The organism is Streptococcus cuniculi, from assembly GCF_004570575.1.
Classification (GTDB): domain Bacteria; phylum Bacillota; class Bacilli; order Lactobacillales; family Streptococcaceae; genus Streptococcus; species Streptococcus cuniculi_A.
Genome location: NZ_SPPD01000003.1, coordinates 138,457 through 164,943, shown reverse-complemented (window position 1 = coordinate 164,943; position 26,487 = coordinate 138,457). Strand labels below are relative to the sequence as shown.

Below are 26,487 nucleotides of genomic sequence, written 5' to 3'. Positions count from 1 at the left end.
CAGAAATACGTGACGAACATACTATACTGAAGGAGAATTATGATTTATTTATTATTGATTGTTTCTTTCGCCTTACTGGGGCTTGATTTCTATCGCTGGAGAAGTTTGATAAGGCCAACCATTCTATTTCTATTATCGTTTGTACTAGCTTCAAGCATTATTATGTTCAACCAGAGAAATTGGGATGTGGTCCTGAGCGATCGTTTTATGGTGTATACGCTCACAGCTATCGGCTCCTTTTATCTCGGAACTCTCCTGATTGATTATCTTCCTTTCAGAAAGAAGTCTCCTAGACCTCTATCGACTCATTCCACGGAGGATTTATCTATTCTAGCTGAGCCTAGTAAGGTCTTGTTTGGTCTGGCTATCATCGCCATGATTGCTTATATTCTTCTTATTTTTAGAGGGATTGAGTTATCAACGGATGTCAGCTTTATGTTACGGCAAATCTATGATCGAAACGTTGAACATAATGGTTCCAATACCTTTATCGTGAACCAATTAGTGAAACTATTGACAGCCATTGCAAATATTAGTTTTTTCCAATTCTTATTAGATACCTACGTGGTAAAAACGAGAAAACATCAGTGGACGCACGGGGTGATCATCATGCTATTTTTACTCATGGCTGTTATTTCAACGGATCGAAATATCCTCCTGCGTTTCTTCATCTACTGTGCTGTTCTTTGGATCTTATTTTTTACAGCGACTAGTAAGGGAAAAATCACCCGTGCTCATTTTAAACCACTGTTAAGATTGGCCTTATATCTATTAATCACCGTTGGCATATTTTATCTTTTTGGAAAATTAAAGGGCTATAAGTCAGATTTTGGACGTGCTATCAGTCTCTACGGTGGGTCAGGTTTGTATAATTTCAATCTTTATATTGAAAAATTTATTCCTAATCATCTTCACTGGGGTGCTACTACATTTAAGTCGTTTTTGGGGATTCTAGGACGTTTGGGGTTTGTTCAATTTGTCCATAAGGGAGCATCATTTTCTGAATATATCACGTATACATCGAGTACAGGCGCTTTCTATCATTCCAATATCTATTCTGCTATGAGGCCTTTTGTAGATGATTTTGCCTATGTTGGTGTCTTAATTTTTCCTTTTGTAATGGGCATTACGTTTGAAACTCTTTACGGTTTAACCCAAAAACAGAAGTACAGTTTTTCTTGGATTTTCTACTCTTTGACAGTGTATCCGCTAGCTTACTTCACAATTGCTGAACAGTTTTTTGCTCGTATGCACTTAGGACTTGTATATGAAATCGGTTGGGTTCTTATTTTATATTGGTATATTCGTAACAGAAGAATGATGAAGGAGAAGCTACATGAGTGGAAGTAATTCAGTCGTTATATTTGCCGGTGGAACCGGTACAAGAATGAAGTTAACAACGAAGCCCAAGCAATTTTTGGAGCTACACGGCAAACCGATTATTATTCATACAATTGAACATTTTGAAAATCATCCGAAGATTGATCATATTGTGGTTGTCTGTGTAGAGGGCTGGCATGATTATTTAAGAAGTTTGTTGACGAAATTTCGCATATCAAAGGTGAGGGAGATTGTATCAGGTGGTAGCACGGGGCAATTGTCTATCTTTAATGGTTTAGAGGCTGTTCAGAAATTAGTCACCAGCGACGATGATATTGTCTTAATCCATGACGGAGTACGTCCCCTTATTGATGCGGATATTATTAGCAAGAATGTCGAAAGTGTTCGGAAATATGGCGCAACTGTTACGGTTAAGCCTGTTATTGAAACCGTGATACAGGTTGATGAACATAACTCCATTACAAATGTCGTCGATCGGGATAGCTGCCAAACAGCTGTAGCTCCTCAGACATTCTTCTTTAAAGATATTTTCCAATTACATCTACAGGCCCAGCAGGATCATCTGCTGAATATGACAGATTCTGCAACCTTAGTACGGCATTATGGGATGCCATTATATACGGTAATGGGGGGAGCAGAGAATATTAAAATAACGACCCCTTCTGATTTTTATATTTTTAAAGCGATCTATGATTCCAGAGAAAATGAACAGGTATTCGGGTAAAAATGGTTGATAAATATGTACTAACAGAGATAGAAAACCTAGTGTCTGAAAACAAAGCTCTCTTTGAACAACTGCATACAAGGAGAGTGTTTGTCACAGGGGCTACGGGTTTGATTGGTTCACAAATCGTTCTTGCCTTTCTAATGGCAAATGAGAAGTACAGTTTGGAGATACGAATAACAGTCTTGGTTCGTTCGCTAGCAAAAGCTCAGGCTATTTTTGGAGACGATATAGAAAGGCTTCAGGTAGTAATCGGAGATGTGAGAGACCGGCTCGAAGTGAAAGACCCTATTGATTATGTCATTCATGGGGCAAGTGTGACAAACTCCTTGGATTTTGTTCAAAAGCCAGTCGATACAATCTATACAGTTGTTGATGGTACTCGTAACGTATTAGAGTTGGCGAAAGAACAGACAATTAAGGGATTTGTCTTCCTATCCTCCCTAGAGGTTTACGGTTCTTTCGAGGGGCAAAAAGATGTTTCGGAGAATGATTTTGGCCATTTGAATCCAGCGAATGCGCGCAGTAGCTATTCAGAAGGGAAGCGTTTAGCTGAAAGCCTCTGTATATCGTATGCCGCGCAATATCACCTACCTGTAAAAATTGCTCGCTTGTGTCAAACCTTTGGTCCTGGAGTAGACTATCAAGATAATCGTGTCTTTGCACAATTTGCGCGTTCAGTTATCGAAAAACAAGACATTATCCTCCATACTACTGGAGGAACGGAGAGGAACTACTGTTCCATTAAAGACGCCATTGCTGGTATCTTGCACATATTGCTATTAGGGCAAAGTGGAGAAGCCTACAATGTAGCAAATGAAAACACCCTTATTTCGATTAAAGATATGGCGGAGTTGGTCGCTTCACTGGATGCTTCTGCGGCTATAAACGTAGTTGTTGATCTCCAAGATATTCAGAAGTTTGGCTATAATCCAGAGGTGAAGTTGAAATTGTTGACGAAGAAGCTGGCAGATCTGGGGTGGAAACCGACCGTTGACCTCCCTACTATGTTTGCTGGGGTGATTGAATCTATGAAATACAGTCGAGTGAAGCACGATGAACAATAAACTAAAAAATATAATCGTTAATTCGGGCTATGCTATCTTTTCCAATTTGCTCAGTATGCTGGTTTCGACCTTGGTGATTTTGGTTCTGCCAAAATTGATAGGAGTAGAGAGTTATGGCTACTGGCAGTTGTACTTATTTTATGTGAGTTACGTTGGCTTTTTTCACCTTGGCTGGATTGATGGCATTTATTTAAAGTACGGTGGGGCACATTTTGAGGAGTTAGACAAGGAAAAGTTCTACTCACAATTTGTGATGTATACGCTCTTTCAAGCCATTATCGCTCTGTTGATTGTTGCCTATGGTTCTGTTTGGGTAGAAGATAGTGATAAACAATTTATCTTTGAACAATTGGGCATTACCTTGCTATTAACCAATCTGCGCTTTTTTGTCATTTACATCTTACAGACAACCAATCGAATCAAGCAAAGTTCAGCTATTACGATTTTAGACCGCTTTCTCTATGCCCTTTTGCTGATAGGCTTCATCCTAGTAGATAGGACAGACTATCGAATGATGATCTATGTAGATGTCCTTGCAAGGCTCCTTTCATTAGTGTATGGTCTATATCTCTGTCGCTCTGTTTTATTAAAAAATATCTCCTATTTTAAATTAGATTTTTTTGAAATGATAGATAACATAAAGGTTGGAAGTAATCTCATGTTATCAAATGTGGCTAGTCTCTTGATTATTGGCCTGGTTCGGATTGGGATTGAACGGCAATGGGACATTGCAACCTTTGGGAAGGTGTCCCTCACGCTCAGTATCTCTAATCTGATGATGATTTTCATCAATGCTGTCGGTATTGTCATCTTTCCAATGTTAAAACGCTTGGAACGCTCTAAGTTACCACTTTTGTATATCAGTCTACGAAATGTACTAATGCCTCTTATGTTAGGCATTTTGCTTCTGTACTATCCCTTAAAATTGGTACTCGTCAACTGGCTCCCTCACTATTTGGAAAGTATCAAATATATGGTACTCATTTTCCCAATGGCGATTTATGAAGGGAAAATGTCCTTGCTCATCAATACCTATTTAAAGGCTCTGCGACTGGAGAAGTACATCCTCAAGGTGAATATTCAAACAGTCTGTCTCAGTTTGGGCTTGACCCTGCTTACGACGCTGGTGTTTCAAAACTTAGATTTAGCAATAGTGAGTATCGTGATTCTATTAGCGTTTAGATGTGTGGTCGCTGAAAGAGTAGTTGCCGGAGAGTTGGGGATAGAGGTTAAAAAGGACACCTATCTTGAAGTGCTATTGACAATCATCTTTAGTGTAGCAGGCTGGTTTTTACCGTCCCTGTTCGCTATTATCCTATATGTCATTTGCTATGGGGTGTATGTAGTTCTAAAAAAAGATTCCCTCTCTCATACCGTTGCGAATTTTAAGCAATTACTCTCCTAAGAAGAGATTTAAGAAGAGATTTTTGAAGAGTATGATTCTTGCTCAAGGGGGAATTTTCATGCTCACCATTGTTCCGATGTTGACGGATTGCGAAAAAGAGGGCAAGGCTATGTTCACTGGAAGGCCTGGCAAGAAGCCTATGCTCCCCTATTACCAGCAGTATTTTTAGCAGCCCGCTCGCTAGAGTATTATCGAAAATTTCCGCAAAATACCTTTGTGGCTAAGAGTGATGACAGGGGAGTAGGATTTATTTGTTGCGTAGCTTCCCAGTAAACAGATGTGGTAGAGGTAGGGGAAGTCTATGCTCTTTATGTTTTAGAAGCATACCACGTCAGCAGATTGGTTATCGTTTGATGCAGGTTGCTTTAGAAGAGTTAAAGGATTTTTCACACATTATTCTCTGAGTCTTAGCTGAAAATGAGCGAGCCATTCGCTTTTATGAGCGTATCGGTTTTCGTTTTGACGGATTCAGTACGTTCGTCTGTCTAGGCAAGGAGATGCTGGAAAAGAGAATGATGTATAGAAAGTAAGGAGGACCTATGTCGCGTAAAGAACTAGTTACGCTGACCAATATGTGTCTCATTGAAGATAGCAAGGGACGTGTCGTTGTGCAGCGCAGAGACCCAGCATTGTATCGCTGGTCGGGATTGGCATTTCCAGGAGGTCATATTGAAGCGGGAGAGAATTTTCATGACGCTGTGGTTCGAGAGGTTGAGGAAGAAACAGGCTTGACCATTGAACATCCCCAGCTGGTTGGGATCAAACATTGGCCAGATAAGGAGGGGCACCGCTACATCGTCTTTCTATACAAGGTGACAACCTTTTCAGGTCAGCTCCGATCAAGCGATGAGGGCGAAGTTTTCTGGCTTCCAAAATCAGACCTACCGCTGCTAGAGTTAGCCTATGACCTTCTTGAAGTGTTAAAAGTAATGGATGATCCGACCCTTTCAGAATTCTTTTATCGGAAAAAAGATGAAGAGGGCGGATGGGATAAGCATTTTCGATAAAAAGGAAGAGGACTTGGCAGGAATGCTGGGTCTTTTTGAGTGTTTTTGTATCTTTTTACAAAAAAACGAATAAAAATACAAAAAGATGATTGACAATTGCATAAAAATACCTTACAATAGGATTATCTTTTGAAAAAAGGAGAAAATAAGATGAAAATGATTGTAAAAGTCCGATGACGCCCTTGCAAGATGGACATAATGATAGCAAACAGAAGTGAATACCAACAATAGAAAAAGAGGAAGAAATATGAAATTGAAAAAAATGATGACAGCAGCAGTATCCCTTGTAGCAGGATTGACCTTGGTAGCGTGTGGTACAGGTGACAAGGATGCAGCAATAGCACCCTTGGACAAGATTAAAGAAAAAGGGACCTTGGTCGTTGCGACCAGTCCTGACTATGCCCCCTTTGAATTCCAGACCTTGGTAGATGGCAAGAACAAGGTTGTTGGTGCGGATATTTTAATGGCAGAGAAAATTGCTGAAAAATTAGGTGTTAAGCTAGAAGTATCTTCGATGAGCTTTGACAATGTCTTAAACAGTGTCCAAAATGGCAAGGCGGATATTGCGATTGCAGGGCTATCTGTTTCAGAAGATCGGATGAAAGTCTTTGATTTCTCAGATGCTTACTACCATGTTCAAGATGTCTTGTTGGTCAAAAAAGATGGAGCAAGTAGCTATACTTCTACTGATAGCCTAGCAGGGAAAAAAGTAGCAGTTCAAAAAGGAACCACTCAAGAAGTCTATGCCAAAGAGAATTTGAAAGATGCGAGCATTATCTCTTTAACCCAAATGGGCGAAGCCATCAATGAGTTGAAATCTGGTCAGGTCGATGCGGTCTTGCTTGATTCGCCAGTAGCCTTGGGCTATGCTTCTCAAAATAAAGATCTTGCAGTAGCAGATATCAAGTTCCCAGAGACAGATGCCAATACAAAAGCGATTGTCATGCCAAAAGATAGCGGTAGCTTGAAAGAAGAAATCGATAAAATCGTGAAAGAATTGGTTGAAACAGGTGAATACGAAAACTACTTGAAAGAAGTAGCAAACTATACAGCCGTTGAATAGAATAAAATCCCAATCCAGCATGTTGGATTGGGATTTTATCTATCAGCTGCATCTACCTCAATGGATCGATTTCAATCCTTTTTGATGTGTTCAGGATTGGTTCGTTCGAGGTAATAGGTTGTAAGGCGCGGAATGGTGATATGGGCGCTGTCCTTATCTGCTGTAATCGTAAAATCGTCTGTTGGAATGGCATTGGAAGAGAAGACCAGTCGGTAGGTTGCTCCTTCTGGTAAATCAAGCGGTAGGTCATAGATTTCTTGGTCGTTGAAATTATTGACCACGAGAATTTCTTCCTCATCGCTATAACGGCAGAAGGCGTAGCAATTGGCTTCTTCTGAAATTTTGGACCATTTAAAGCCTTTTTCGTGGGCTTGATAGTCGTATTTCCAGAAGGCATCGTGGGTACGGTAGAAGTTGGTGAGGAACTTCATCATCTGGGCAAAGGATTGGTGGATGGGGAAATCTAGCAGATTCCAGTCCATTTGCGTATACTCGTGCCATTCTCTGATATGTCCCCATTCATTTCCCATGAAGAGGAGTTTTTTGCCGGGATGGGCAAAGAAATAGCTGTAATAGGCACGCGCCAAGTGGAATTTGTCCTCATAATTGCCATTCATTTTGTTGACAATGGAGAGTTTGCCGTGGACGACTTCGTCATGTGAGAGCGGGAGGATAAACTGCTCGCTCGGATTGTAGTACATGCCAAAGGTGATTTCGTTGGAATGGTGCTTGCGGTAGATGGAGGGGCGTTCCATGTGTTTGAGGGTATCGTTCATCCAGCCCAAGTCCCACTTCATGTCAAATCCAAGTCCGCCATCTTCTAGCGCATGGGTCACCTTAGGATAGCTAGACGAATCTTCAGCAATCATCACCACACCCTTAAATTCAGTATGGATCAGCGCATTGACTCGCTTGATAAAGTCGATAGCTGTATGGTTGAGCTTGTCTTCTTCGGTCTCTCCCCGCCAATAAAGGAGGTAGGACAGCGCATCAACACGAATACCGTCAAAATGAAATTCCTGCAACCAATACCTGATATTGGAGAGGAGGAAGGAGCGGGTCACCCCTTTGCCGAGGTCGAAATTGGCTGTCCCCCACTGTTGATTTTCTCGGTCGCCCTCCATCTCATATTCATAGAGCCAGCTGCCATCAAATTGGTAGAGTCCATGGGCGTCTTTGCAGAAATGAAGTGGTACCCAGTCGAGAATGACCCCGATTCCTGCTTGGTGGCATTGATCGATGAGGTATTTCAATTCATCAGGCTTGCCATAGCGACTGGTCGGGCTGTAGTAGCCGGTCACTTGGTAGCCCCAAGAAGCATCGAGCGGATGTTCTGTAATTGGCAGGAGTTCTATATGGGTAAATTGGTGTTCCTTGACATAGTCGATGAGGAGCGGTGCGATTTCCTTATAGGAATAAAAGCGATCAGCCCTATCTTCTCCAGTTCCTTTTTGTAGCCACGAGCCCAAGTGGACTTCGTAGACAGAAAATGGTTTCTCCCTAAAATCATAGTTGACCCTGTGATACATCCAAGTGTCGTCCTTGAATTTGTAGCGGAAATTGTAGGTGCTGGAGGCAGTATTGGGGCGTAGCTGGCTAAAGAAGGCGTAGGGATCCGCCTTGTAGAGTTCTCTACTATCGTGGGTCACGATGAGGTACTTATAGACTTCAAGTGATTTTAAGCCGTCCACATAGAGGTGAAAGACGCCGTCTTGTTCAACCTGCATGGGGTGGGTCTTTTGCCAGTGGTTAAATTCACCCACCAGAAAAACAGATTGCGCATGAGGGGCAAAGACCCGAAACTCGGTACCAAGGATTTTATTGCCCTTCTTGATGGTGTGGGCGCCGAATTTTTCGTAGAGACTGGTGTGCTCACCAGTATGTAAATAATATAAATCAAGATCTGTGAAGGTCATACTTCCTCCTTCTCTAAAAGGGGAGTGGGACAGAAATCGGTAATTCGTAAGAGTTCGATTTCGTTGTCCTCGCTCTCTAGTTTCTAGGCTCGGATATCAACAGTCACTCCCCTGACTGTTGATACCCCGCAAGGTTGACTACGTTTGTAGAATGTTAGTTTATCAACGTTTTACAAACCAGATAACTACTGCGCTAATCTGTTAAACCTATGAAACGGAAAGAGGTAAGGGACGTTTGTCCCAACCGCTTTTGGTATTGGTTTGTCAGTTTGTCTCTCACAACATCCACTGACTCGTATTAGTAGGTAATTTCGTTGTAGAGATCAATATAGCGTTTTGCAGAAGCTGTCCAGCTGACATCTGCAGTCATAGCTTGTCTAATCAATTGCTGCCAATCTTCTGGGCGGTTATAGTAGGTATCAAGGGCCAAATCATAGACTTGTTTCATATTGTAGGCATCCTTGCCCCAGAAGCTAAAGGCTGTTCCTTCCTTGGTGACGATGTTGTAAGGAAGTACGGTGTCGCGCAGTCCTCCTGTTTCCCGCACCAGCGGAATAGTACCGTAGTGCATGGAAATCAGCTGACTGATGCCACATGGCTCAAACATGGACGGCATGAGAAAGAGATCACTAGCCGCATAAATCTGATGTGCCAAGGGCTCATTGTAACCTTGGTAGAAAGCGAATTTATCTGGGTGAGCATTCTTGAAATAGTGAAAGGCATGTTCAATGTCTGCTTCCCCATTTCCTAGAATGACAAATTGGACATGGGCCTGTAAGAGCTGGTTGAGGACCTCGGTCAAGAGATAGAAGCCTTTTTGCCAGGTCAAGCGTGACACGATTCCAACGAGCATCACATGTTCATCCTGTGCCAGACCAAACTGGGCTTGGAGGGCTAGTTTATTGGCCTTTTTTTGGTGAAGTGTGTCAAGTCCATAATTGTGTGCTAGGCAGTTGTCTGTCTGGCTATTCCATGTGTCGTAGTCAATTCCATTGACAATACCGAGTAAGTCATGGCGACGCAATTCCAAGACATGCTCCATGTGTTCGCCAAATTCTTCGGTCAGAATTTCCTGTGCATAGGTTTCAGAGACCGTCGTCACTTTGTCAGCGTAGAGGATGCCCAGTTTCATAAAGCTGATGCAATCATCGTGGAAGCGTGCAATTCCATCTACATAGTAGCTATAGTCCATTCCTAAGGCAGACCAGAGGGCTTGTTTGTTGAAAATCCCTTGGAAGGCGAGATTATGAATGGTAAAGACATGCTTGATAGCACGGAATTCCTCACGATAGCTGTAGAAGGTCCGGCAGAGGAAAGGAATCGCAGCTGTATGCCAGTCGTGGCTATGAATGATGTCAGGGAAGTAGTTTAGGGCTTCTAACAAGCGGCAGGTTGCATGCTGGAAGAAACCAAAGCGCATGGCATCGTCATCGTAACCGTACAAGTCCTTGCGTTCGAAGTAGTCACGGTGTTCAATGAAGTAAAAGGTTACCCCGTCAATGACTTGTTGGTAGACATTGGCCATGGATTGAATATCGCCTGATCGGACATCAAAGCTAGAAACATAGTCAAAATCGGCGTGATGATTGACAGCGATTTTGAGATAGAGTGGCAGAACCACCCGCACGTCCATTCCTTGTTTTACCAGTTCTTTGGGGAGGGAGCCGATAACATCTGCCAATCCTCCAGTTTTAATAAAGGGAAGCCCTTCTGAGGCGACAAAGAGAACAGATTTTTTGGACATAGTTCCTCCTAAATAATTTGATAGGCTTTTAAATAAGCGGGTGCAGTAGCACTTCCTTTAATATCAACTGGGTGAGCAATCGTAGTTGCTTTATCGATAATGGCATTTTCAATGTTGGCACCGCTTTTAATGGTGACACCGTTTAAAATGATGGAATTTTTAATGACTACACCTTCTTCGATGACCACATCCCGGTCAATGACCGAATTTTCCACTTGACCATTGATGCTGCCGCCGTTTGAAATCAAGCAACGTTTGACTTCAGCAAGCGGTCCGTAAAGACATGGCGAGCTGTCGCTGGTCTGAGTATGAATCGGCCAATTGTTCTTGAAGAGAAGTTTGCGGGTATCTGGGTCAATCAAGTCAAGCTGGGTTTGGAAATAGGCTTCAACTGTATTGATGCAGGCTACAAAATCGCGGTGGGCATAGCCGACAATACGGTATTGGTCGACCACATCACGGAGAATATCTTTGAGCCAGTAGAGGGCAGAAACCTTGTTGGCCCGCTTAATTAACTCAAGGAAAACGGTCCGTTTCATGAAGTAGGCTTCAAGAGAGACAGGGCGATTCTTGTATTTACCGTGGTTTTCTTCAAACTCCACAATGCGTTTGTCATCGCCAAACTTGAGCGTCTGGCAGCCGATAAAGTTTTCTTTGGCATTGGTGACATTTTTATACAGGACGGTGATGTCTGCCTTGGTTTCCAAATGTTCATCCAACACCTTGGAATAATCTTGGCTGTAGATGAAGTAGGACGGTGCAATCAAGACATAGTCTTTGTGTGAATTTTCAATATAGTGAATATTGTCTGAAAAGGCCTTGATGTCGTGCTGGTAAATGGAGTTTGGGTCTGTGACGCTGTTTAACAAGCGCAGTTTGCCGCGTTTGCTATTGATATTGTAGTGTTTACCTGTTCCGACGTGCTGGATGGTAGAGCGCATTTTAGCAGGCATATAGACTTGGAAATCACTGATACCAGAATTGGACATGTTGGAAAGGACAAAGTCAATCAAGCGGTAGCGTCCTAAAAATCCAAAGGCTTGAATCCCACGATGACTCATGATATCTCCAAAATGGACATTGGTTCCTTCAATATTTACAATTCCTAATGTATTTCTTAGCATGGTAATCCTTTCTTACTTGCTTACGTTTTTATCGATTAAGAGGATGGCATCAGCAGTTCCTGCTAATTTTGTTCTTTCTGCAATCTTGACGTTTTCTGCAACGATGACATAGTCTAATTGCACATTATCGCCAATGACGGCTCCTGGAAGCAGGACAGAATTTTTCACGGAAGCACCGCGGTTGACCACGACATCTGTCGAGACAACAGAATGTTCAATGTTGCCCTCAATAATCGCACCTTTGTCGATATAGGCGCTACAGACAGTCGCATGGCTACCGATGACTTGGGCAGGAGAGCCCGAGTCTTCAGAGTAAATGCGCCAAGAGGAATCAGATAGGTCTAGATCATCTGCATGATCAATCAAGTCCATGTTGGATTCCCAAAGACTGTTGACGGTTCCCACGTCTTTCCAGTAGCCACGGAATGGGTGAGCATAGAGACGTTTGCCATCTGCAAGGTATTTTGGAATAATGTCATGGCCAAAGTCATGGGATGAGGTATCGCTCTTGTCGTCTTCAAGGAGATATTTCCGTAGGGTTTTCCAAGTGAAGATATAGATGCCCATAGACGCTAGATTGCTCTTTGGTTGGGCTGGTTTTTCTTCAAACTCTTCGATGCGGTAGTCACTGTCGGTATTCATGATACCAAAGCGGGATGCTTCTTTCATCGGTACTTCGATAACGGCAATGGTTGCATCGGCCTCGTTTTGAATATGAGTATCCAGCAATTTATCGTAATTCATCTTGTAGATGTGGTCACCTGATAAGATGAGGACATATTCTGGGTCATGAAGGTCAACAAAGTCGATATTTTGGGTGATAGCGTCAGCAGTTCCTTTATAGAGACCGAATCCTTCAATTTTTTCACTTGGAGGAAGCACAAAGACACCTGAACCTTGCACATCCAAGCCCCAACGCTGTGACTGGGCAACGTAGGAATTGAGTAGGACAGGCTCGTACTGGGTCAAAACACCAACAATGTCAATCCCTGAGTTTGCACAGTTACTGAGTGGAAAGTCAATAATGCGGTATTTTCCACCGAATGCAACCGCAGGTTTTGCAACCTTTTTGGTCAACCCTTCCAAGCGTGTCCCACGTCCGCCAGCAAGAATCATTGCTACTAATTTATTTTGTGCCAAAATAGATCACTCCTTATATATATGATACGACTATTATAGCACAAATAAAAACATAATGGAAGCGTTTTCCGAAAGAAAGACTGATTTGCTTTCACTTTTTCTTGCACTACGCTTTCACTATGTTTAAAAAGTTTTTTTGCAACTTGTCTCTGCCTAGTTAGCATCAAATTTGACTTCATCTAGCAGGTAGTTGATAAATTTTTCACCCATTTCAGAGAGAATGGTTTTTTCATGCTGGATATAGACCAACTCAATCTCATCATCGTAGTCCAGCGGAATCGACACGATGTTGTCTCCGTTTAAGTTGGAGTTCAAAATACCTGTGGCAATGGTGTAGCCATTTAGTCCGATCAGGAGATTAAAGAGGGTAGCGCGGTCAGACACGACGATTGATTTTTTGTGGTGCTCCTGTGAGAGAATTTCCTCTGAAAAATAGAAGGAGTTGTGAATTCCTTGTTCGTAGCTTAGGTAAGGAAAATCAGCCAAGTCGTCTAATGTGATCAGTGACTTTTGAGCCAGAGGATTGGTCTTGCTAACAAAGACGTGGGGTCTTGCCGTAAAGAGATGGGTGTGGCTCAAGCGGTGGTCATCGAACATCTTGAGTAAGACATCGCGGTTAAAATTGTTGAGAAAGAGAACGCCTATTTCGGAGCGGAAGTTTTTGACATCGTCGATGATTTCCCAAGTCCGTGTTTCCCGCAGGAACAGTTCGTAATCTTCCATGTCGGTCTCTTTTAGGAGGGACACAAAGGCGTTGACGACAAAGGCATAGTGCTGCGAAGACACGCTAAAGAGCTGACGTTTGGCACCGGGATTTTTATAACGTTCTTCCAGAAGTTCCGTTTGCTCAACGACCTGACGGGCATAGGAGAGAAATTCCATCCCGTCTCTGGTGAGCGTAATACCCTTGGGATTGCGGTAGAAAATCTCAATGTCCATCTCTTTTTCCAAATCGCGGACGGCATTTGATAAGCTAGGTTGGGTGATAAACAACTGCTTGGCAGCTTCATTCATACTGCCTGTTTCAGCAATTTTAATAATATAGTGTAATTGTTGGATTCTCATATTTCTATTGTATCATGATTTGACAAAAAAGGGCGAAAAATGTATAATGCGGAAAGAACAAAACCTTTAATTGAGTCCAGAGAGGCAAAAAAGGCGAGATATTAAGAACCTGTATTCACAGCTCAACCACTCTATTCAGGGCTTATTTAACGCTACTCATCGTTGCTTTTTTTCAAAATACAGTCAGTATTCCTTCAAAAAAGCGCCTTGATTATCGTAAAATAAGCTCCCGATTAGAATGACTTCGCTTATAAATACAGGTTCTAAGGGGCTAGGCGATTTTAGGCTATCTGGCACCCTGCCGTCATCAGCTATGACAGCAGGGGCGGGTATGCGGGATTGCTAGAGCGCTTATTCTTTTCGTGTAACCTTGCCTGTGGCGGGGTTATTTTTGTAGGAGGAAGCATGATTTTAAAAGAAATGATGACTGTTGTGCGCCAAGACTGTTTGGCTCCCAACATCTTTTCACTCGTCCTCAAAGGAGAGATGGTGGCGGAGATGAAGTCGGGTCAATTCGTCCATCTGAAAGTGCCAGACAAGTCCATGGTCTTGCGCAGGCCGATTTCGATTTCTGAGATAGATGTCAAAAAGTGTGAGGCCCGCTTGATTTACCGTGTGGAAGGTCAGGGAACTGATGCCTTTTCTAAGCTCCAAGCAGGAGACGAAATCGATGTTATGGGTCCGCTTGGCAATGGCTTTCCACTCGCACATGTCGAGGCAAATCAGACCATTCTCATCATCGGAGGCGGGATTGGCGTTCCTCCCTTGGTGGAGCTTGCAAAACAAGCCCATCAGCGCGGTGCGAGGGTAGTGTCCGTGATTGGTTTTACTGACCGTCAGGCAGTCATCTTAGAGGGCGAATTAAAACGCTACGGAGAAGTCTTTGTTACAACGGATAACGGCACCTATGGACAAAAAGGCTATGTGTCAACGGTGGTGGATCAACTGTCCCAGCCTTTTGATGCAATTTATGCCTGCGGGGCGCCTGCTATGATGACTTATGTCAATCAGCGGTTTGAACATCACCCGCATGCCTATCTATCGCTAGAAGCCCGTATGGCGTGTGGCATGGGTGCCTGCTATGCCTGTGTTGTCCGTCCTAAAGGGAGTAAGGAACATGAGAATCAGCGTGTCTGCAAGGAAGGCCCCGTCTTTGCGACAGGTAGTCTTGTATTATGAGAAAGGAGTATGAGATGACAGCAGCTCGCCTAAGCGTCTCCTTGCCGGGACTTGACTTAAAAAATCCCATTATTCCAGCTTCAGGCTGCTTTGGCTTTGGGCAGGAATACGCGAATTATTTTGATTTGAATCGTCTGGGATCGATTATGATTAAGGCGACGACCCAGCATCCACGATTTGGTAATCCAACGCCTCGTGTGGCAGAAACACCGTCCGGCATGCTCAATGCCATTGGCTTGCAGAACCCTGGTGTGGATGCGGTGCTGGCAGATAAATTGCCGTGGTTGGAGCAGCATTTCCCAGATTTGCCCATTATTGCCAATGTCGCTGGCTTTTCAAATGAAGAATACGCCTACGTGGCAGGGAAAATTTCTCAAGCTAAAAATGTCCATGCGATTGAACTCAATATTTCCTGTCCCAATGTTGACCATGGCAATCATGGTCTCTTGACTGGTCAGGTGCCCGAATTGGCCTATGAGGCCGTACGAGCGGCGGTAAAAACTTCAAGCGTGCCTGTCTATGTGAAATTGACACCGAGCGTGTCAGACATCACTCTGCTGGCCAAGGCGGCAGAAGATGCAGGAGCGAGTGGCTTGACCATGATTAATACCTTGGTCGGTATGCGATTTAACTTGAAAAATCGCCAACCGATTATTGCAAATGGCACAGGTGGCATGTCAGGTCCTGCGGTCTTTCCAGTTGCGCTCAAATTGATTCGTCAAGTAGCGCAGGCAACCGACTTGCCAATCATCGGTATGGGTGGGATTGATTCGGCAGAAAAGGCTCTCGAGATGATGATTGCAGGCGCGTCAGCTGTTGGTGTTGGTACAGCTAATTTCACAGACCCATTTGCCTGTCCGACGATCATCGACGACCTATCAGAAACTATGGATAAATATGGAATAACAACCTTGGAAAACCTGCGTAGGGACATTCGACAGGAATTGTGCTCATCGTCATGGTAGCAGTTGACAATCGTTAGATAAATGAGTAAAATAAGGATATGAAAATTGGATTAACCCCTTTAACTCAGTCCAGAGAGGCTAGAAAGGTGTTCATGGTAAAAGTAGGAATCGACCCTTCTTTTCGTGCAACCTTGTCTAGTTAGGCAAGGTTATTTTTGTAGAAAGGAACAATTGAATGAGAGAAGAACGACCAATCATTGCCCTTGATTTTCCAAATTTTGAGCAGGTTAAAGCCTTTTTAGGGCTGTTTCCTAGCGATGAAACCTTATACGTCAAGGTGGGGATGGAGTTGTACTATGCAGTGGGTCCTGAAATGCTCGCCTATATCAAGCGTTTGGGGCATAGCATTTTCCTAGATTTGAAACTGCATGATATTCCAAATACGGTGGAGTCCGCCATGCGGGTCTTGGCAGGCTTTGGAGTGACTATGACCAATGTCCACGCAGCAGGTGGTGTGGAGATGATGAAAGCAGCTAAACGTGGATTGGGAGATAGTGCCAAGCTCATTGCAGTGACCCAGCTGACTTCTACCTCGGAAGAGCAAATGCGAGACTACCAAAACATTCAAAGTAGTCTGAAAGAGTCTGTGTTACACTATGCGCAAAAAACCTATGAAGCGGGTTTGGACGGTGTTGTCTGCTCTGCCCAAGAAGCCATAGCCATCAAACAAGTGACTTCTGATGACTTTATCTGTTTGACACCTGGCATTCGTCCGCAGGGTGCGGTAGCAGGAGATCAAAAGCGGGTAGTCAGTCCAGCAGATGCTTACCGAATCGGAAGTGACTATATCGTTGTAGGGCGTCCGATTACGCAGGCAGAAGACCCTGTTGCGGCTTACAGAGAAATCTACAAAGAGTGGAATCAACTATAATATTCGTCAACTATTATCACAGAAGAATAAAAGGAGTATCTGATGACATTATCAAGAGAAATTGCAGCACACTTGCTCGATATTAAGGCGGTCTATCTTCAGCCAGAAGAGCCCTTCACATGGGCATCAGGAATTCAATCACCGATTTATACAGACAACCGTATTACGCTTTCCTATCCAGATACGCGTACCTTGATTGAAGACGGCTTTGTGGAGAAAATCAAAGAGTCTTTCCCAGAAGTAGAGGTGATTGCAGGAACCGCGACGGCGGGGATTCCGCACGGTGCGATTATTGCAGACCGTATGAAGTTGCCTTTTGCCTATATCCGTAGTAAACCAAAGGACCATGGGGCTGGGAATCAGGTAGAAGGTCGTATTGTCAAGGGGCAAAAGATGGTCGTGATTGAGGACTTGATTTCGACAGGTGGCTCTGTGCTAGATGCAGTGGCAGCAGCAGAGCGTGAGGGAGCAGATGTCCTTGGTGTGGTAGCGATTTTCACTTATGAATTACCAAAGGCAGCTGCCAACTTTGAACAGGCTGGTGTGAAACTAGTGACCTTGTCAAATTACAGTGAACTCATCAAGGTGGCCAAAGTGCAAGGCTATATCAATGCAGATGGTCTGACCTTGTTGAAAAAGTTTAAAGAAAACCAAGAAACGTGGCAGGACTAGGCTAGTCTTGCGAAAAAGAGTGAGGAACGAGCAGCGAGCGAGGCTTCCCCTCTTTTTTTGTAAGAATAGAAATCTTTTGGCGAACGTGCTATAATAGGCTGTATGTATCAGTTATTTTTTAAGTTTATTCAAAAAAGTATGTGGCTGATTACCCTGTTTTGGTTAGTGGTAGTTGCCCAGGAATTAGGACATTTTCCAAGACTTTTTCTCTATAGCTTAGCCATCGTACTTGTGTTGCTCGTGCAGCAGAAAGAGGCGCTTGTAAAGGCCTATCGTTTTGCGATGGCGCATAAGAAGGGGCTGGTCTTTATAGCGATGGGCTTTCAACTCGTGGTGATTGTATCAGCCAACTTACTAGTCAGACGGGATGCAGCTGTGGTCATTACAGGGGCTTTAGAGATGATAGGGAAAGAGTCTATTTCCAACTATCTGACACGTAATCCCAATAATCTGTCCATGTTCTTGTATGCGCGCAGCCTCTATCATCTGTTCGGCTTTTCAGCACTCTGGGTCTTGCAGTTTCTAGGAATGATGTACATCAATGGAACAGCCTATATTCTCTACCGAACAGGTCGTGATTTTTTTAGCCAGCAGGTGGCAGATAGCCTATTTACGCTCTATCTCTTGTTGCTAGGATTTTCGCCCTATGTGATTCAAACCTATACGGATATTACCGCTCTTCCCTTTTTGGCAGATCAGCTCTACCTGATGATTGCCTTGTTAAAAGAAGAGCAGAAAGTCAATCAACATCTCTGCTTGCTCGGCTTGGTCACTGCGCTTGCAACAGTTTTTCGACCAACAGCGCTAATCATTGTCATTGCTTTTGCGATGGTCTTGTTTCTGAAAGGAAAATGGAAGAAATGTATCCACTATATGGCAGTCTTTGTTGCTAGTTTTGGCTTGGTATTTGCTGGGTTAATGGTTTCCATCTATCATCAGCAAGAAGTCACGATTATCCGAGATGAGACCTTGGCAAAGAGCTTGACGACCTTTATCAATCTAGGCTTGACCTATTCGGGAACAGACCAAGAAGATATGAAAGAAGGTCTATTGCTCTATGTTGATCCTGACAAGCGAGAGGAGTATAACAATGGCATGTTTGCCACAGAAAATGAACTCAGGGAAATCAAACGCAGACTAAGAAGCTATACAGCGCTGACATTTGCCCAGCATATCGAATACAAGCTGGCCATGACCTTATACGATGGCTCGCTTAACTGGCTTTACCGAGAGCCTGAGGATGAAAAAACGCCACTCGTTTCTCCGCTGTATACCTATACAGAAAAGAATGCATTTGCTGAGGCGGTTCGTCAAACGATTATCCAGTATGATGGGAAATATTATCACTATTATCAAGTGGTTAAGCAGGTTGTCTGGTTGCTTGTAGCGGTCGGATTATTTGCAGCGGTTAGGCGCTATCATGCAGATGATAGGCTGAATTTTTTAAGCCTTGCCATCTTTGGCGGTCTCTTATTTCTCATGATTTTTGAGGGCGGAAAGACTCGCTATCTCCTGCAATTTTTCCCGCAAATCTTGCTCCTATCAAGCCTCGGCTTAGTAACGATTTACCAAAAGGAAAGGAAACTATGATTTCAGTCATCGTCCCTTGCTTCAATGAAGAAGAAGCAATCCCCCTCTTTTATCAAAAAATGGAAGAGATTCGTGAGCAGATGGAGGAAACCTTTGAATACCTCTTCATCAACGATGGCTCAAAGGATCGGACCTTGGAGGTTTTACGAAACTTAGCCAGTCAAGATGAGGCAGTTCAGTATCTCTCTTTTTCTCGGAATTTCGGTAAAGAAGCAGCCCTCTACGCAGGTCTAAAGGAAGCAAAGGGAGATTTAGTAACGGTCATGGATGTGGACTTGCAAGATCCGCCTGAAATGCTTATCGAAATGAGGGCCATGTTAGAAATCAATGCGGACTTGGACTGTGTGGGAACGCGTCGTGTAACCAGAGACGGGGAGCCTCCCGTTCGGAGCTTCTTTGCAACCCTCTTTTACAAAGTGATGAATAAGATTAGTCAGGTTGAAGTGGTCGATGGAGCGCGTGATTTTCGTCTCATGCGTCGCCACATGGTGGACGGTATCTTGGAAGTCTCCGAATACAATCGTTTTTCAAAGGGGATTTTTGCTTGGGTTGGCTTTGAAACGGAGTACCTGCCCTATGAAAATGTCGAGCGTGTAGCTGGTGAGACGAGCTGGTCTTTCTGGAAATTATTGTCCTATTCCATTGAAGGGATTATCAATTTTTCAGAAGTTCCCTTGAATATTGCCTCCTATCTAGGTTTTTTAACCTTTCTCTTTTCGCTCTTACTAATGGGCGTCATCGTCTTTAAAACGCTCGTATTTGGTGATCCAACGATTGGCTGGCCCTCAACCATTTGTATTATTTTATTTTTAGGGGGCTTGCAGTTGATGACGATTGGTATTCTAGGAAAATATATATCAAAGGTATTTTTAGAAACCAAGAAACGTCCGATTTATCTCGTGAAAGAAAGAAGTAAGAAAAAGGTGGACTAATGGAACATTCAGCTTGGCATGATTTGATAAAACAACAGCTCCCGCAGGGCTACTTTGGAAAGATCAATCAATTTTTGGACTACGTGTATGGACAAGGTGTGGTCTATCCTCCGAGAGAAAAGGTCTTTAACGCTATTCAGACTACAGCTTTGGAAGATGTGAAGGTTGTCATTTTAGGACAAGACCCCTATCATGGACCCAAGCAGGCACAGGGCTTGAGTTTCTCTGTTCCCAATGACCTACCAGCACCGCCGTCCCTGCAAAACATCTTGAAAGAATTAGCAGATGATATGGGACAAAAAGGGGAGCATGATTTGACACCATGGGCAGAACAAGGTGTCTTACTGCTCAATGCCAGTCTGACAGTTCCTGCAGGCCAAGCCAACGGGCATGCAGGTCAAATCTGGGAACCCTTTACGGACGCCATTATCAAGGTAGTCAATCAGAAAGAAAGCCCTGTTGTCTTTATTCTCTGGGGGTCTTATGCCCGAAAGAAAAAAGATTTCATAACCAATGCTCACCACTTAGTGATTGAGTCGGCGCATCCCAGTCCCTTGTCAGCCTATCGTGGATTTTTCGGTAGTCGGCCTTTCTCACGGACCAATCACTTCTTAGAAAGCAAGGGGCTAGTCCCCATTAACTGGCTCTTGTAGGAGGAAACATGGTAAAATTAGCAACGATTTGTTATTTAGATAATGGAAAAGAATTGCTCCTCTTGTACCGTAATAAAAAAGAACATGATGTCCACGCTGGGAAATGGATTGGTGTGGGTGGCAAGCTCGAAAAAGGTGAGACACCGCAGGAATGTGCGGTACGGGAAATTTTTGAGGAAACGGGGTTACAGGCAAAACCAGTGTTGCGGGGAATTATCACTTTTCCTGAGTTTACCCCAGATCATGATTGGTATACCTATGTCTTTACAGCAACAGAGTTTGAGGGAGACCTTATTGATTGTGACGAAGGTACACTTGAATGGGTGCCTTACGAAGACGTGCTATCAAAGCCCACTTGGGAGGGGGATCACACCTTTATCTCATGGCTCTTAGAAGGTAAGCCCTTCTTTTCTGCCAAGTTTAGCTACAAGGATGATGAGCTGGTGGACAGCCACGTGGATTTTTATGAATAAGGAGGAGAAGATGTTACTTATCCAAAACGGTCGGGTCATGGACCCGAAAACAGGCTTTGATCATATCTGCGATGTTTTGGTTGAGGGCCAGAAAATCGTTCAGATTGCAGACAAGATTGAAGTGCAAGCTGACCAAGTCATCGATGCGACAGGCATGGTGGTGGCACCTGGGCTGATTGATATTCATGTGCATTTTAGAGAACCAGGGCAGACCCATAAGGAGGACATTCACACAGGAGCCTTGTCAGCAGCGGCAGGAGGTTTCACACGGGTGGTGATGATGGCCAATACCAGTCCAACTATTTCAAGGGTTGAAATCTTGGAGGAGGTCTTGGCATCCGCTGAACGCGAAGCGGTCCATATCCACTCTGTTGCAACGATTACGGAGAATTTTGACGGACAACATCTGACGGATTTTAAACAGTTACAGGCGGCTGGTGCTGTTGGTTTTTCAGATGACGGGATTCCCTTAACCAGCAGTAAAGTGGTAAGAGAAGCTATGGAAGAAGCCAAGAAATTAGGGACCTTCATTAGTCTCCACGAAGAAGACCCAGAGTTAAATGGCATTCTTGGGCTCAACGAAGAGATCGCCCGCAAGCATTTTCATGTCTGTGGAGCAACAGGGGTGGCTGAGTATAGCATGATGGCGCGTGATGTCATGATTGCCTATGCGACTGAGGCACACGTTCATATCCAGCATTTGTCCAAGGAGGAAAGTGTCAAAGTAGTCGAATTTGCTCAGCAATTAGGGGCTCAGGTCACAGCAGAAGTCGCGCCGCAACATTTTTCTAAGACGGAAAATCTGCTCCTGACCCAAGGAAGCAATGCCAAGATGAACCCTCCCTTGCGCTTGGAGTCAGACCGCTTGGCTGTCATTGAAGGCTTGAAATCTGGAGTTATTGGGATTATCGCAACGGATCATGCCCCGCATCATCGGGAGGAGAAAGAGGTAGCAGATATTACTCAGGCGCCCTCTGGTATGACAGGTCTTGAAACCTCGCTTTCCCTCGGCTTGACCTATCTGGTAGCAGCGGGGCATTTGACCTTAATGGAACTCTTAGAAAAAATGACGATCAATCCTGCCCAACTCTACCAGTTTGACGCAGGTTACCTAGCGGAAAATGGACCGGCTGACATCACGATTTTTGCGCCGGATGAAGTCCGAAGCGTCACGCCGACCTTCCAATCAAAAGCCAGCAATTCTCCTTTTGTCGGTGAAGAATTAAAGGGGCAAATCCACTACACCATTTGCGACGGGGAGATTGTGTATCGTATGGAACAAGAACAGTGATGTAGGTAGAGCGATTAAAAATCCTACTATGCAGGGAGGAATTGATGAACATTGAAGCGTATCAAGCACATATTGCCCAACCTTGGGGACAGATTTATTATCAGATTTTATTTGAACAATTAAAATCGGTGAAGGCTAGAACAATTCTCGACTTTGGAAGCGGATTTGGTCACGTAGCCCAATTTCTAGCAAGAGAAAATCAGGTGTTAGCGATTGAGCCAAACGAGGATCTGATTCGTGCGCGGGTATCAGATACAGCCTTTCCTTATGAGCAACGGCAAGGGAGTTTAGAGGTTTTAGAGAGTCTGGCTCCTGCCTCCTTTGATATGATTGTGTGCCACAATGTTTTGGAATACGTAGAACATCCAACTCTATATCTTGAGGCTTTTTGTAGGCTGCTTAAGCCTAGTGGACAGCTTTCTCTCGTTAAGCACAATGATGTGGGACGGATTATGCAGACGGTTGTTTTTGAGTGTGATATTCCCAAGACTATGGGATTGTTAGCAGGGGAACGCTATCAGAGCCATAGCATGGGTGAAGCGAAGTTCTATGAGATAAATGAAGTGCTGACAAGAGATCATTTTGTATTGGAGCATTATCAAGGGATTCGCACTTTCTATGGCTTGCAGCCAAATTGTGTCAAAACTGAGCAAAACTGGTTAGCAGAGATGATGCAGTTAGAAGTAGCGGTGTGCGACCAATCCCCTTATCGAGATATCGCAGCCTTTCAGCACTTGTGGTTGAGAAAAAAGGGCTAATGTTGCAAGATTTTGAAACGCTGATGCTTTATTATATATAGAAACAAGACTAGGAATTTTCCTAGCCTTGTTTGTTATCGTGGTTATAAGAATGAGCGGGGTTATGGTTTTTGCTTTGTCAGATTTAAGCCCCAAGGCACCAAGTTTTCCTCTTTTTTGAGAATCCGCTCGATATTTTCCTTGTGCCGCACAATGACAAAGGAGCCTAAGAAGAGGATAATCAGAGTAAAGACGAGATCGTAGCTAGGAATGAGAAAGCCAAGACTTGGAAAGAGCAGGGCGCCTACCATACCGAGGATTGCCCCGATAACGCTGGATAGGGACACCATGGAGGTGAGATAGAGTGTCAGAGCAAATACGACTATCAGATAGAGACAAAAGAGTGGTGCAAATCCCATGAGCATGCCAGCTGATGTCGCAACTGCCTTGCCTCCCTTGAATTGGGCAAAGATAGGAAAAGTATGCCCCAGTACCGCAATCAAGCCAAAGACAACAGGTGATAGCCCTTCAGCATGAAGCCAAATCGGAAGCAACACCGCCAAGGTACCCTTTAGGAAGTCCAGCACAAAGACCGCAATGCCGGCTGGTTTTCCCAACACACGGAAGGTGTTGGTTGTGCCGATATTTCCTGAGCCGTATGCACGGATATTTTTATGGAAGAAAATGTGACCAATCCACAGGCCAGACGGGATCGACCCTAGTAAATAAGCAATTAGTAAAAGTAATATCGTTTTCATCATATCCCCATTATACCATGAAATCGCTCCAGCACCTATTTAAGCGCCCAAAATATCATGGAGGAAAATGTGACAGCAGGAAAATAGTCACCATTTGCAAAAATAGCTAAAAACTTGTAAGATAGTAAGGATGAACAACACAGGAGGTTCCTTGTGGCAAAAAAGGAAATCAACATTCATAATTATAATGACGACGCTATTCAGGTCTTAGAAGGGCTGGATGCCGTTCGGAAACGCCCCGGTATGTATATTGGCTCCACCGACGGGGCAGGACTTCATCACTTGGTCTGGGAAATCGTGGACAATGCGGTCGATGAAGCCTTATCAGGATTCGGGGATAGGATTGATGTCACCGTTCATCAAGACGGCAGTCTCAGTGTTGCCGACCATGGGCGGGGAATGCCAGTCGGCATGCACGCCATGGGAATTCCTACGGTAGAGGTTATTTTCACTGTCCTTCACGCGGGGGGGAAATTCGGCCAAGGTGGCTATAAAACGTCAGGGGGTCTGCACGGGGTAGGGTCTTCGGTTGTAAATGCCCTTTCCAGCTGGTTGGAAGTCGAGATTACCCGAGAGGGAACTGTTTATCGACAGCGTTTTGAAAATGGCGGTAAACCCGTAACCAGTCTTGAAAAAGTGGGAACAGCTCCCAAGTCGAAATCAGGGACCAAGGTTCGCTTCATGCCGGACAGTAGTATCTTTTCAACGACTGATTTCAAGTATCATACCATTGCGGAGCGCTTGAACGAGTCGGCCTTTCTGCTGAAACAGGTAACCCTGACCTTGACGGATGAGCGGACAGGAGAAGAAAGCCAGTTCCATTATGAAAACGGGGTTCAGGACTTTGTTAGCTATCTGAATGAGGATAAGGAGACCTTGACTCCCGTCTTGTATTTTGACGGTGAAGAGGGCGGATTCCAAGTAGAAGTGGCGCTCCAGTACAACGACGGTTACTCAGACAACATCCTCTCCTTTGTCAACAATGTCCGCACCAAGGACGGGGGAACCCACGAAACAGGACTGAAAGTGGCCATTACCAAGGCCATGAATGACTATGCTCGAAAGACAGGTCTGCTCAAGGAAAAGGATAAAAACTTGGAGGGGTCAGACTATCGTGAGGGGTTAGCCGCCGTCTTGTCTATCCTCGTTCCGGAGGAGCATTTGCAGTTTGAAGGTCAGACCAAGGACAAGCTAGGTAGTCCTCTTGCCCGTCCAGCGGTCGATAGCATTGTTTCGGATAAATTGACCTTCTTCCTCCTAGAAAATGGTGAGTTGGCTTCTAATCTGATTCGCAAGGCGATTCGTGCGAGAGATGCGAGGGAAGCGGCACGCAAGGCGCGCGATGAGAGTCGAAATGGCAAGAAAAACAAGAAAGATAAGGGCCTACTATCAGGGAAATTAACCCCTGCCCAGTCTAAGAATGCTGCTAAAAATGAGCTTTATCTAGTCGAGGGGGATTCAGCGGGCGGCTCTGCCAAGCAAGGACGGGACCGCAAATTCCAAGCTATTTTGCCCCTCCGAGGCAAGGTCATCAATACCGCAAAAGCTAAAATGGCTGATATTCTCAAAAATGAAGAAATCAACACCATGATTTATACGATTGGTGCGGGTGTTGGTTCGGACTTTAGCCTAGAAGATGTCAACTATGATAAGATTATCATCATGACCGATGCGGATACGGACGGTGCCCACATTCAGACCCTTCTTTTAACTTTCTTCTATCGTTATATGCGTCCGCTGGTAGAGGCTGGTAAGGTCTATATCGCCCTTCCCCCTCTTTATAAGATGAGTCGAGGCAAGGGCAAGCAGGAAAAGATTGCTTACGCTTGGTCAGATAACGAATTGGAGCAGCTCCGCAGGGAGTTTGGCAAGGGAGCTATGCTGCAACGCTACAAAGGGTTGGGAGAGATGAATGCAGACCAGCTCTGGGAAACCACCATGAATCCTGAAACACGCACCCTCATTCGGGTGACCATTGAGGACCTGGCCCGTGCTGAGCGCCGCGTCTCTGTCCTTATGGGCGACAAGGTTGAACCCCGCCGCAAATGGATTGAGGACAACGTCCGCTTTACCTTGGAAGAAGCGACGGTGTTTAGCAAATAGGTTCAAGGAAATGAGGCAATAATGGTTTTAGAAAATAAACTAGGTTTAATGGATTCTTTAGCATTAGCCAAACAAGAAGAAAGAATGAGCAAAATTCGAGCGAAACAATTATTTGATGACAAACTGTTGTCTGGTCAAGTAGCGAGGAGTTTTGAGACGCTTGCTTTTATTCACCGCTTTCTTTTTGAAGAAATCTATGACTTTGCTGGTAAGGTACGGACGGTCAATCTAGCAAAAGGAAGTTTTCGGTTTGCTCCAGTTATGTATCTGGAGACATCACTAGCTCATATCGATCAGATGCCACAGTCCACTTTTGAAGAGATTGTAGAGAAATACGTGGAGATGAATGTTGCGCATCCCTTTCGTGAGGGGAATGGTCGCAGTATGCGGATATGGTTAGACCAGATGTTAAAAGTTGAACTGGGACAGGTGATTGATTGGTCAAAGGTGGGTAAGGAAGATTATTTACTAGCCATGGAAAGAAGCCCTATTCGGGATATAGAAATCAAGTATATTTTGAAACAAGCCTTAACCGATGAGGTGAGCAATCGAGAACTGTATATGAAAGGGATAGACCATAGTTATTACTATGAAGGCTATACCCTCTATCAAGCCGAAGAATTATCATGCTAATCCTACAAACGATAAATACCTTTTATATTAAAGA

25 protein-coding genes are annotated in these 26,487 nt (G+C 44.2%); 19 read left to right on the top strand and 6 right to left on the bottom strand.

Annotated features, from left to right (window positions below):
• Positions 1–39 precede the first annotated feature (39 nt).
• From E4T82_RS03640 to E4T82_RS03610, 7 genes are all read left to right on the top strand, one after another.
• Positions 40–1,350: an O-antigen polymerase gene (locus tag E4T82_RS03640; protein WP_135181515.1), complete on the top strand. Its 1,311-nt coding sequence runs from the start codon at positions 40–42 to the stop codon at positions 1,348–1,350.
• Positions 1,337–2,065, top strand: a complete 729-nt coding sequence (gene ispD, locus E4T82_RS03635; RefSeq protein ID WP_135181514.1) for a 2-C-methyl-D-erythritol 4-phosphate cytidylyltransferase — start codon at positions 1,337–1,339, stop codon at positions 2,063–2,065. Before E4T82_RS03640 ends, ispD begins: the two co-directional genes overlap by 14 nt.
• 2 nt (positions 2,066–2,067) lie before the next feature.
• Entirely contained in the window at positions 2,068–3,132 is a 1,065-nt protein-coding gene (locus E4T82_RS03630; protein WP_135181513.1) for an NAD-dependent epimerase/dehydratase family protein, read from the top strand.
• Positions 3,122–4,537, top strand: coding sequence for a hypothetical protein (locus tag E4T82_RS03625; protein ID WP_135181512.1), 1,416 nt, complete (start codon positions 3,122–3,124; stop codon positions 4,535–4,537). Before E4T82_RS03630 ends, E4T82_RS03625 begins: the two co-directional genes overlap by 11 nt.
• Positions 4,538–4,559: 22 nt before the next feature.
• The gene (locus tag E4T82_RS12445) at positions 4,560–4,706 is read left to right on the top strand and encodes a hypothetical protein (RefSeq protein WP_167753551.1); all 147 of its coding nucleotides are present in this window, start codon (positions 4,560–4,562) and stop codon (positions 4,704–4,706) included.
• Positions 4,707–5,076: 370 nt separating this feature from the next.
• Positions 5,077–5,544: an 8-oxo-dGTP diphosphatase gene (locus E4T82_RS03615; RefSeq protein WP_135181511.1), complete on the top strand. Its 468-nt coding sequence runs from the start codon at positions 5,077–5,079 to the stop codon at positions 5,542–5,544.
• Positions 5,545–5,797: 253 nt separating this feature from the next.
• A complete protein-coding gene (locus tag E4T82_RS03610; RefSeq protein WP_135181550.1) occupies positions 5,798–6,607 on the top strand; it encodes a transporter substrate-binding domain-containing protein in 810 nt (269 codons plus the stop codon).
• Between the two features lie 71 nt (positions 6,608–6,678).
• Here E4T82_RS03610 and glgB read toward each other — a convergent pair whose 3' ends face one another.
• The 5 genes from glgB to E4T82_RS03585 form a co-directional block, all read right to left on the bottom strand.
• The gene (gene glgB, locus E4T82_RS03605; RefSeq protein ID WP_135181510.1) at positions 6,679–8,523 is read right to left on the bottom strand and encodes a 1,4-alpha-glucan branching protein GlgB; all 1,845 of its coding nucleotides are present in this window, start codon (positions 8,521–8,523) and stop codon (positions 6,679–6,681) included.
• A gap of 298 nt (positions 8,524–8,821) precedes the next feature.
• Complete coding sequence (glgA, locus tag E4T82_RS03600; protein ID WP_135181509.1) at positions 8,822–10,267, bottom strand: glycogen synthase GlgA; 1,446 nt, start codon at positions 10,265–10,267, stop codon at positions 8,822–8,824.
• Between the two features lie 8 nt (positions 10,268–10,275).
• Entirely contained in the window at positions 10,276–11,391 is a 1,116-nt protein-coding gene (glgD, locus tag E4T82_RS03595; protein ID WP_135181508.1) for a glucose-1-phosphate adenylyltransferase subunit GlgD, read from the bottom strand.
• 12 nt (positions 11,392–11,403) lie between these two features.
• Positions 11,404–12,531, bottom strand: a complete 1,128-nt coding sequence (locus E4T82_RS03590) for a glucose-1-phosphate adenylyltransferase (protein WP_135181507.1) — start codon at positions 12,529–12,531, stop codon at positions 11,404–11,406.
• A 153-nt stretch (positions 12,532–12,684) separates the two neighbouring features.
• On the bottom strand, positions 12,685–13,596 hold the full coding sequence (locus E4T82_RS03585) for a LysR family transcriptional regulator (protein WP_135181506.1): 912 nt from the start codon (positions 13,594–13,596) through the stop codon (positions 12,685–12,687).
• 405 nt (positions 13,597–14,001) lie between these two features.
• Here E4T82_RS03585 and E4T82_RS03580 point away from each other — a divergent pair, with 405 nt between their 5' ends.
• The 10 genes from E4T82_RS03580 to E4T82_RS03535 all read left to right on the top strand — a co-directional run bounded on the left by E4T82_RS03580 (position 14,002) and on the right by E4T82_RS03535 (position 22,980).
• Positions 14,002–14,775, top strand: a complete 774-nt coding sequence (locus E4T82_RS03580; RefSeq protein WP_135181505.1) for a dihydroorotate dehydrogenase electron transfer subunit — start codon at positions 14,002–14,004, stop codon at positions 14,773–14,775.
• 14 nt (positions 14,776–14,789) lie between these two features.
• A complete protein-coding gene (locus E4T82_RS03575; RefSeq protein WP_135181504.1) occupies positions 14,790–15,740 on the top strand; it encodes a dihydroorotate dehydrogenase in 951 nt (316 codons plus the stop codon).
• Positions 15,741–15,915: 175 nt separating this feature from the next.
• Complete coding sequence (gene pyrF / locus E4T82_RS03570; RefSeq protein ID WP_135181503.1) at positions 15,916–16,611, top strand: orotidine-5'-phosphate decarboxylase; 696 nt, start codon at positions 15,916–15,918, stop codon at positions 16,609–16,611.
• A 42-nt stretch (positions 16,612–16,653) separates the two neighbouring features.
• Complete coding sequence (gene pyrE / locus E4T82_RS03565) at positions 16,654–17,283, top strand: orotate phosphoribosyltransferase (protein WP_135181502.1); 630 nt, start codon at positions 16,654–16,656, stop codon at positions 17,281–17,283.
• 102 nt (positions 17,284–17,385) lie between these two features.
• Complete coding sequence (locus tag E4T82_RS03560; RefSeq protein ID WP_135181501.1) at positions 17,386–18,873, top strand: glycosyltransferase family 39 protein; 1,488 nt, start codon at positions 17,386–17,388, stop codon at positions 18,871–18,873.
• Positions 18,870–19,805 (top strand): glycosyltransferase family 2 protein, encoded by a 936-nt coding sequence (locus E4T82_RS03555; RefSeq protein ID WP_135181500.1) that lies wholly within the window; start codon positions 18,870–18,872, stop codon positions 19,803–19,805. The genes E4T82_RS03560 and E4T82_RS03555 overlap by 4 nt, the downstream gene beginning before the upstream one ends.
• On the top strand, positions 19,805–20,458 hold the full coding sequence (locus E4T82_RS03550) for a uracil-DNA glycosylase (protein ID WP_135181499.1): 654 nt from the start codon (positions 19,805–19,807) through the stop codon (positions 20,456–20,458). The genes E4T82_RS03555 and E4T82_RS03550 overlap by 1 nt, the downstream gene beginning before the upstream one ends.
• 8 nt (positions 20,459–20,466) lie before the next feature.
• Positions 20,467–20,931 (top strand): NUDIX hydrolase, encoded by a 465-nt coding sequence (locus E4T82_RS03545; RefSeq protein WP_135181498.1) that lies wholly within the window; start codon positions 20,467–20,469, stop codon positions 20,929–20,931.
• A 10-nt stretch (positions 20,932–20,941) separates the two neighbouring features.
• Positions 20,942–22,222: a dihydroorotase gene (locus tag E4T82_RS03540; RefSeq protein ID WP_135181497.1), complete on the top strand. Its 1,281-nt coding sequence runs from the start codon at positions 20,942–20,944 to the stop codon at positions 22,220–22,222.
• 44 nt (positions 22,223–22,266) lie between these two features.
• Positions 22,267–22,980 carry a class I SAM-dependent methyltransferase gene (locus tag E4T82_RS03535; RefSeq protein ID WP_135181496.1) on the top strand — a complete coding sequence of 238 codons (714 nt, stop codon included), beginning with the start codon at positions 22,267–22,269 and terminating at the stop codon, positions 22,978–22,980.
• A 101-nt stretch (positions 22,981–23,081) separates the two neighbouring features.
• On the opposite strand, the gene plsY is transcribed toward E4T82_RS03535, so the two are convergent.
• The gene (gene plsY, locus E4T82_RS03530) at positions 23,082–23,720 is read right to left on the bottom strand and encodes a glycerol-3-phosphate 1-O-acyltransferase PlsY (protein WP_135181495.1); all 639 of its coding nucleotides are present in this window, start codon (positions 23,718–23,720) and stop codon (positions 23,082–23,084) included.
• A 150-nt stretch (positions 23,721–23,870) separates the two neighbouring features.
• Between plsY and parE the strand changes: the two genes are divergently transcribed.
• Together parE and fic are read left to right on the top strand one after the other, a co-directional pair.
• Positions 23,871–25,820, top strand: a complete 1,950-nt coding sequence (gene parE, locus E4T82_RS03525) for a DNA topoisomerase IV subunit B (protein WP_135181494.1) — start codon at positions 23,871–23,873, stop codon at positions 25,818–25,820.
• Positions 25,821–25,841: 21 nt separating this feature from the next.
• Complete coding sequence (gene fic / locus E4T82_RS03520; RefSeq protein WP_135181493.1) at positions 25,842–26,453, top strand: protein adenylyltransferase Fic; 612 nt, start codon at positions 25,842–25,844, stop codon at positions 26,451–26,453.
• Positions 26,454–26,487 lie beyond the last annotated feature (34 nt).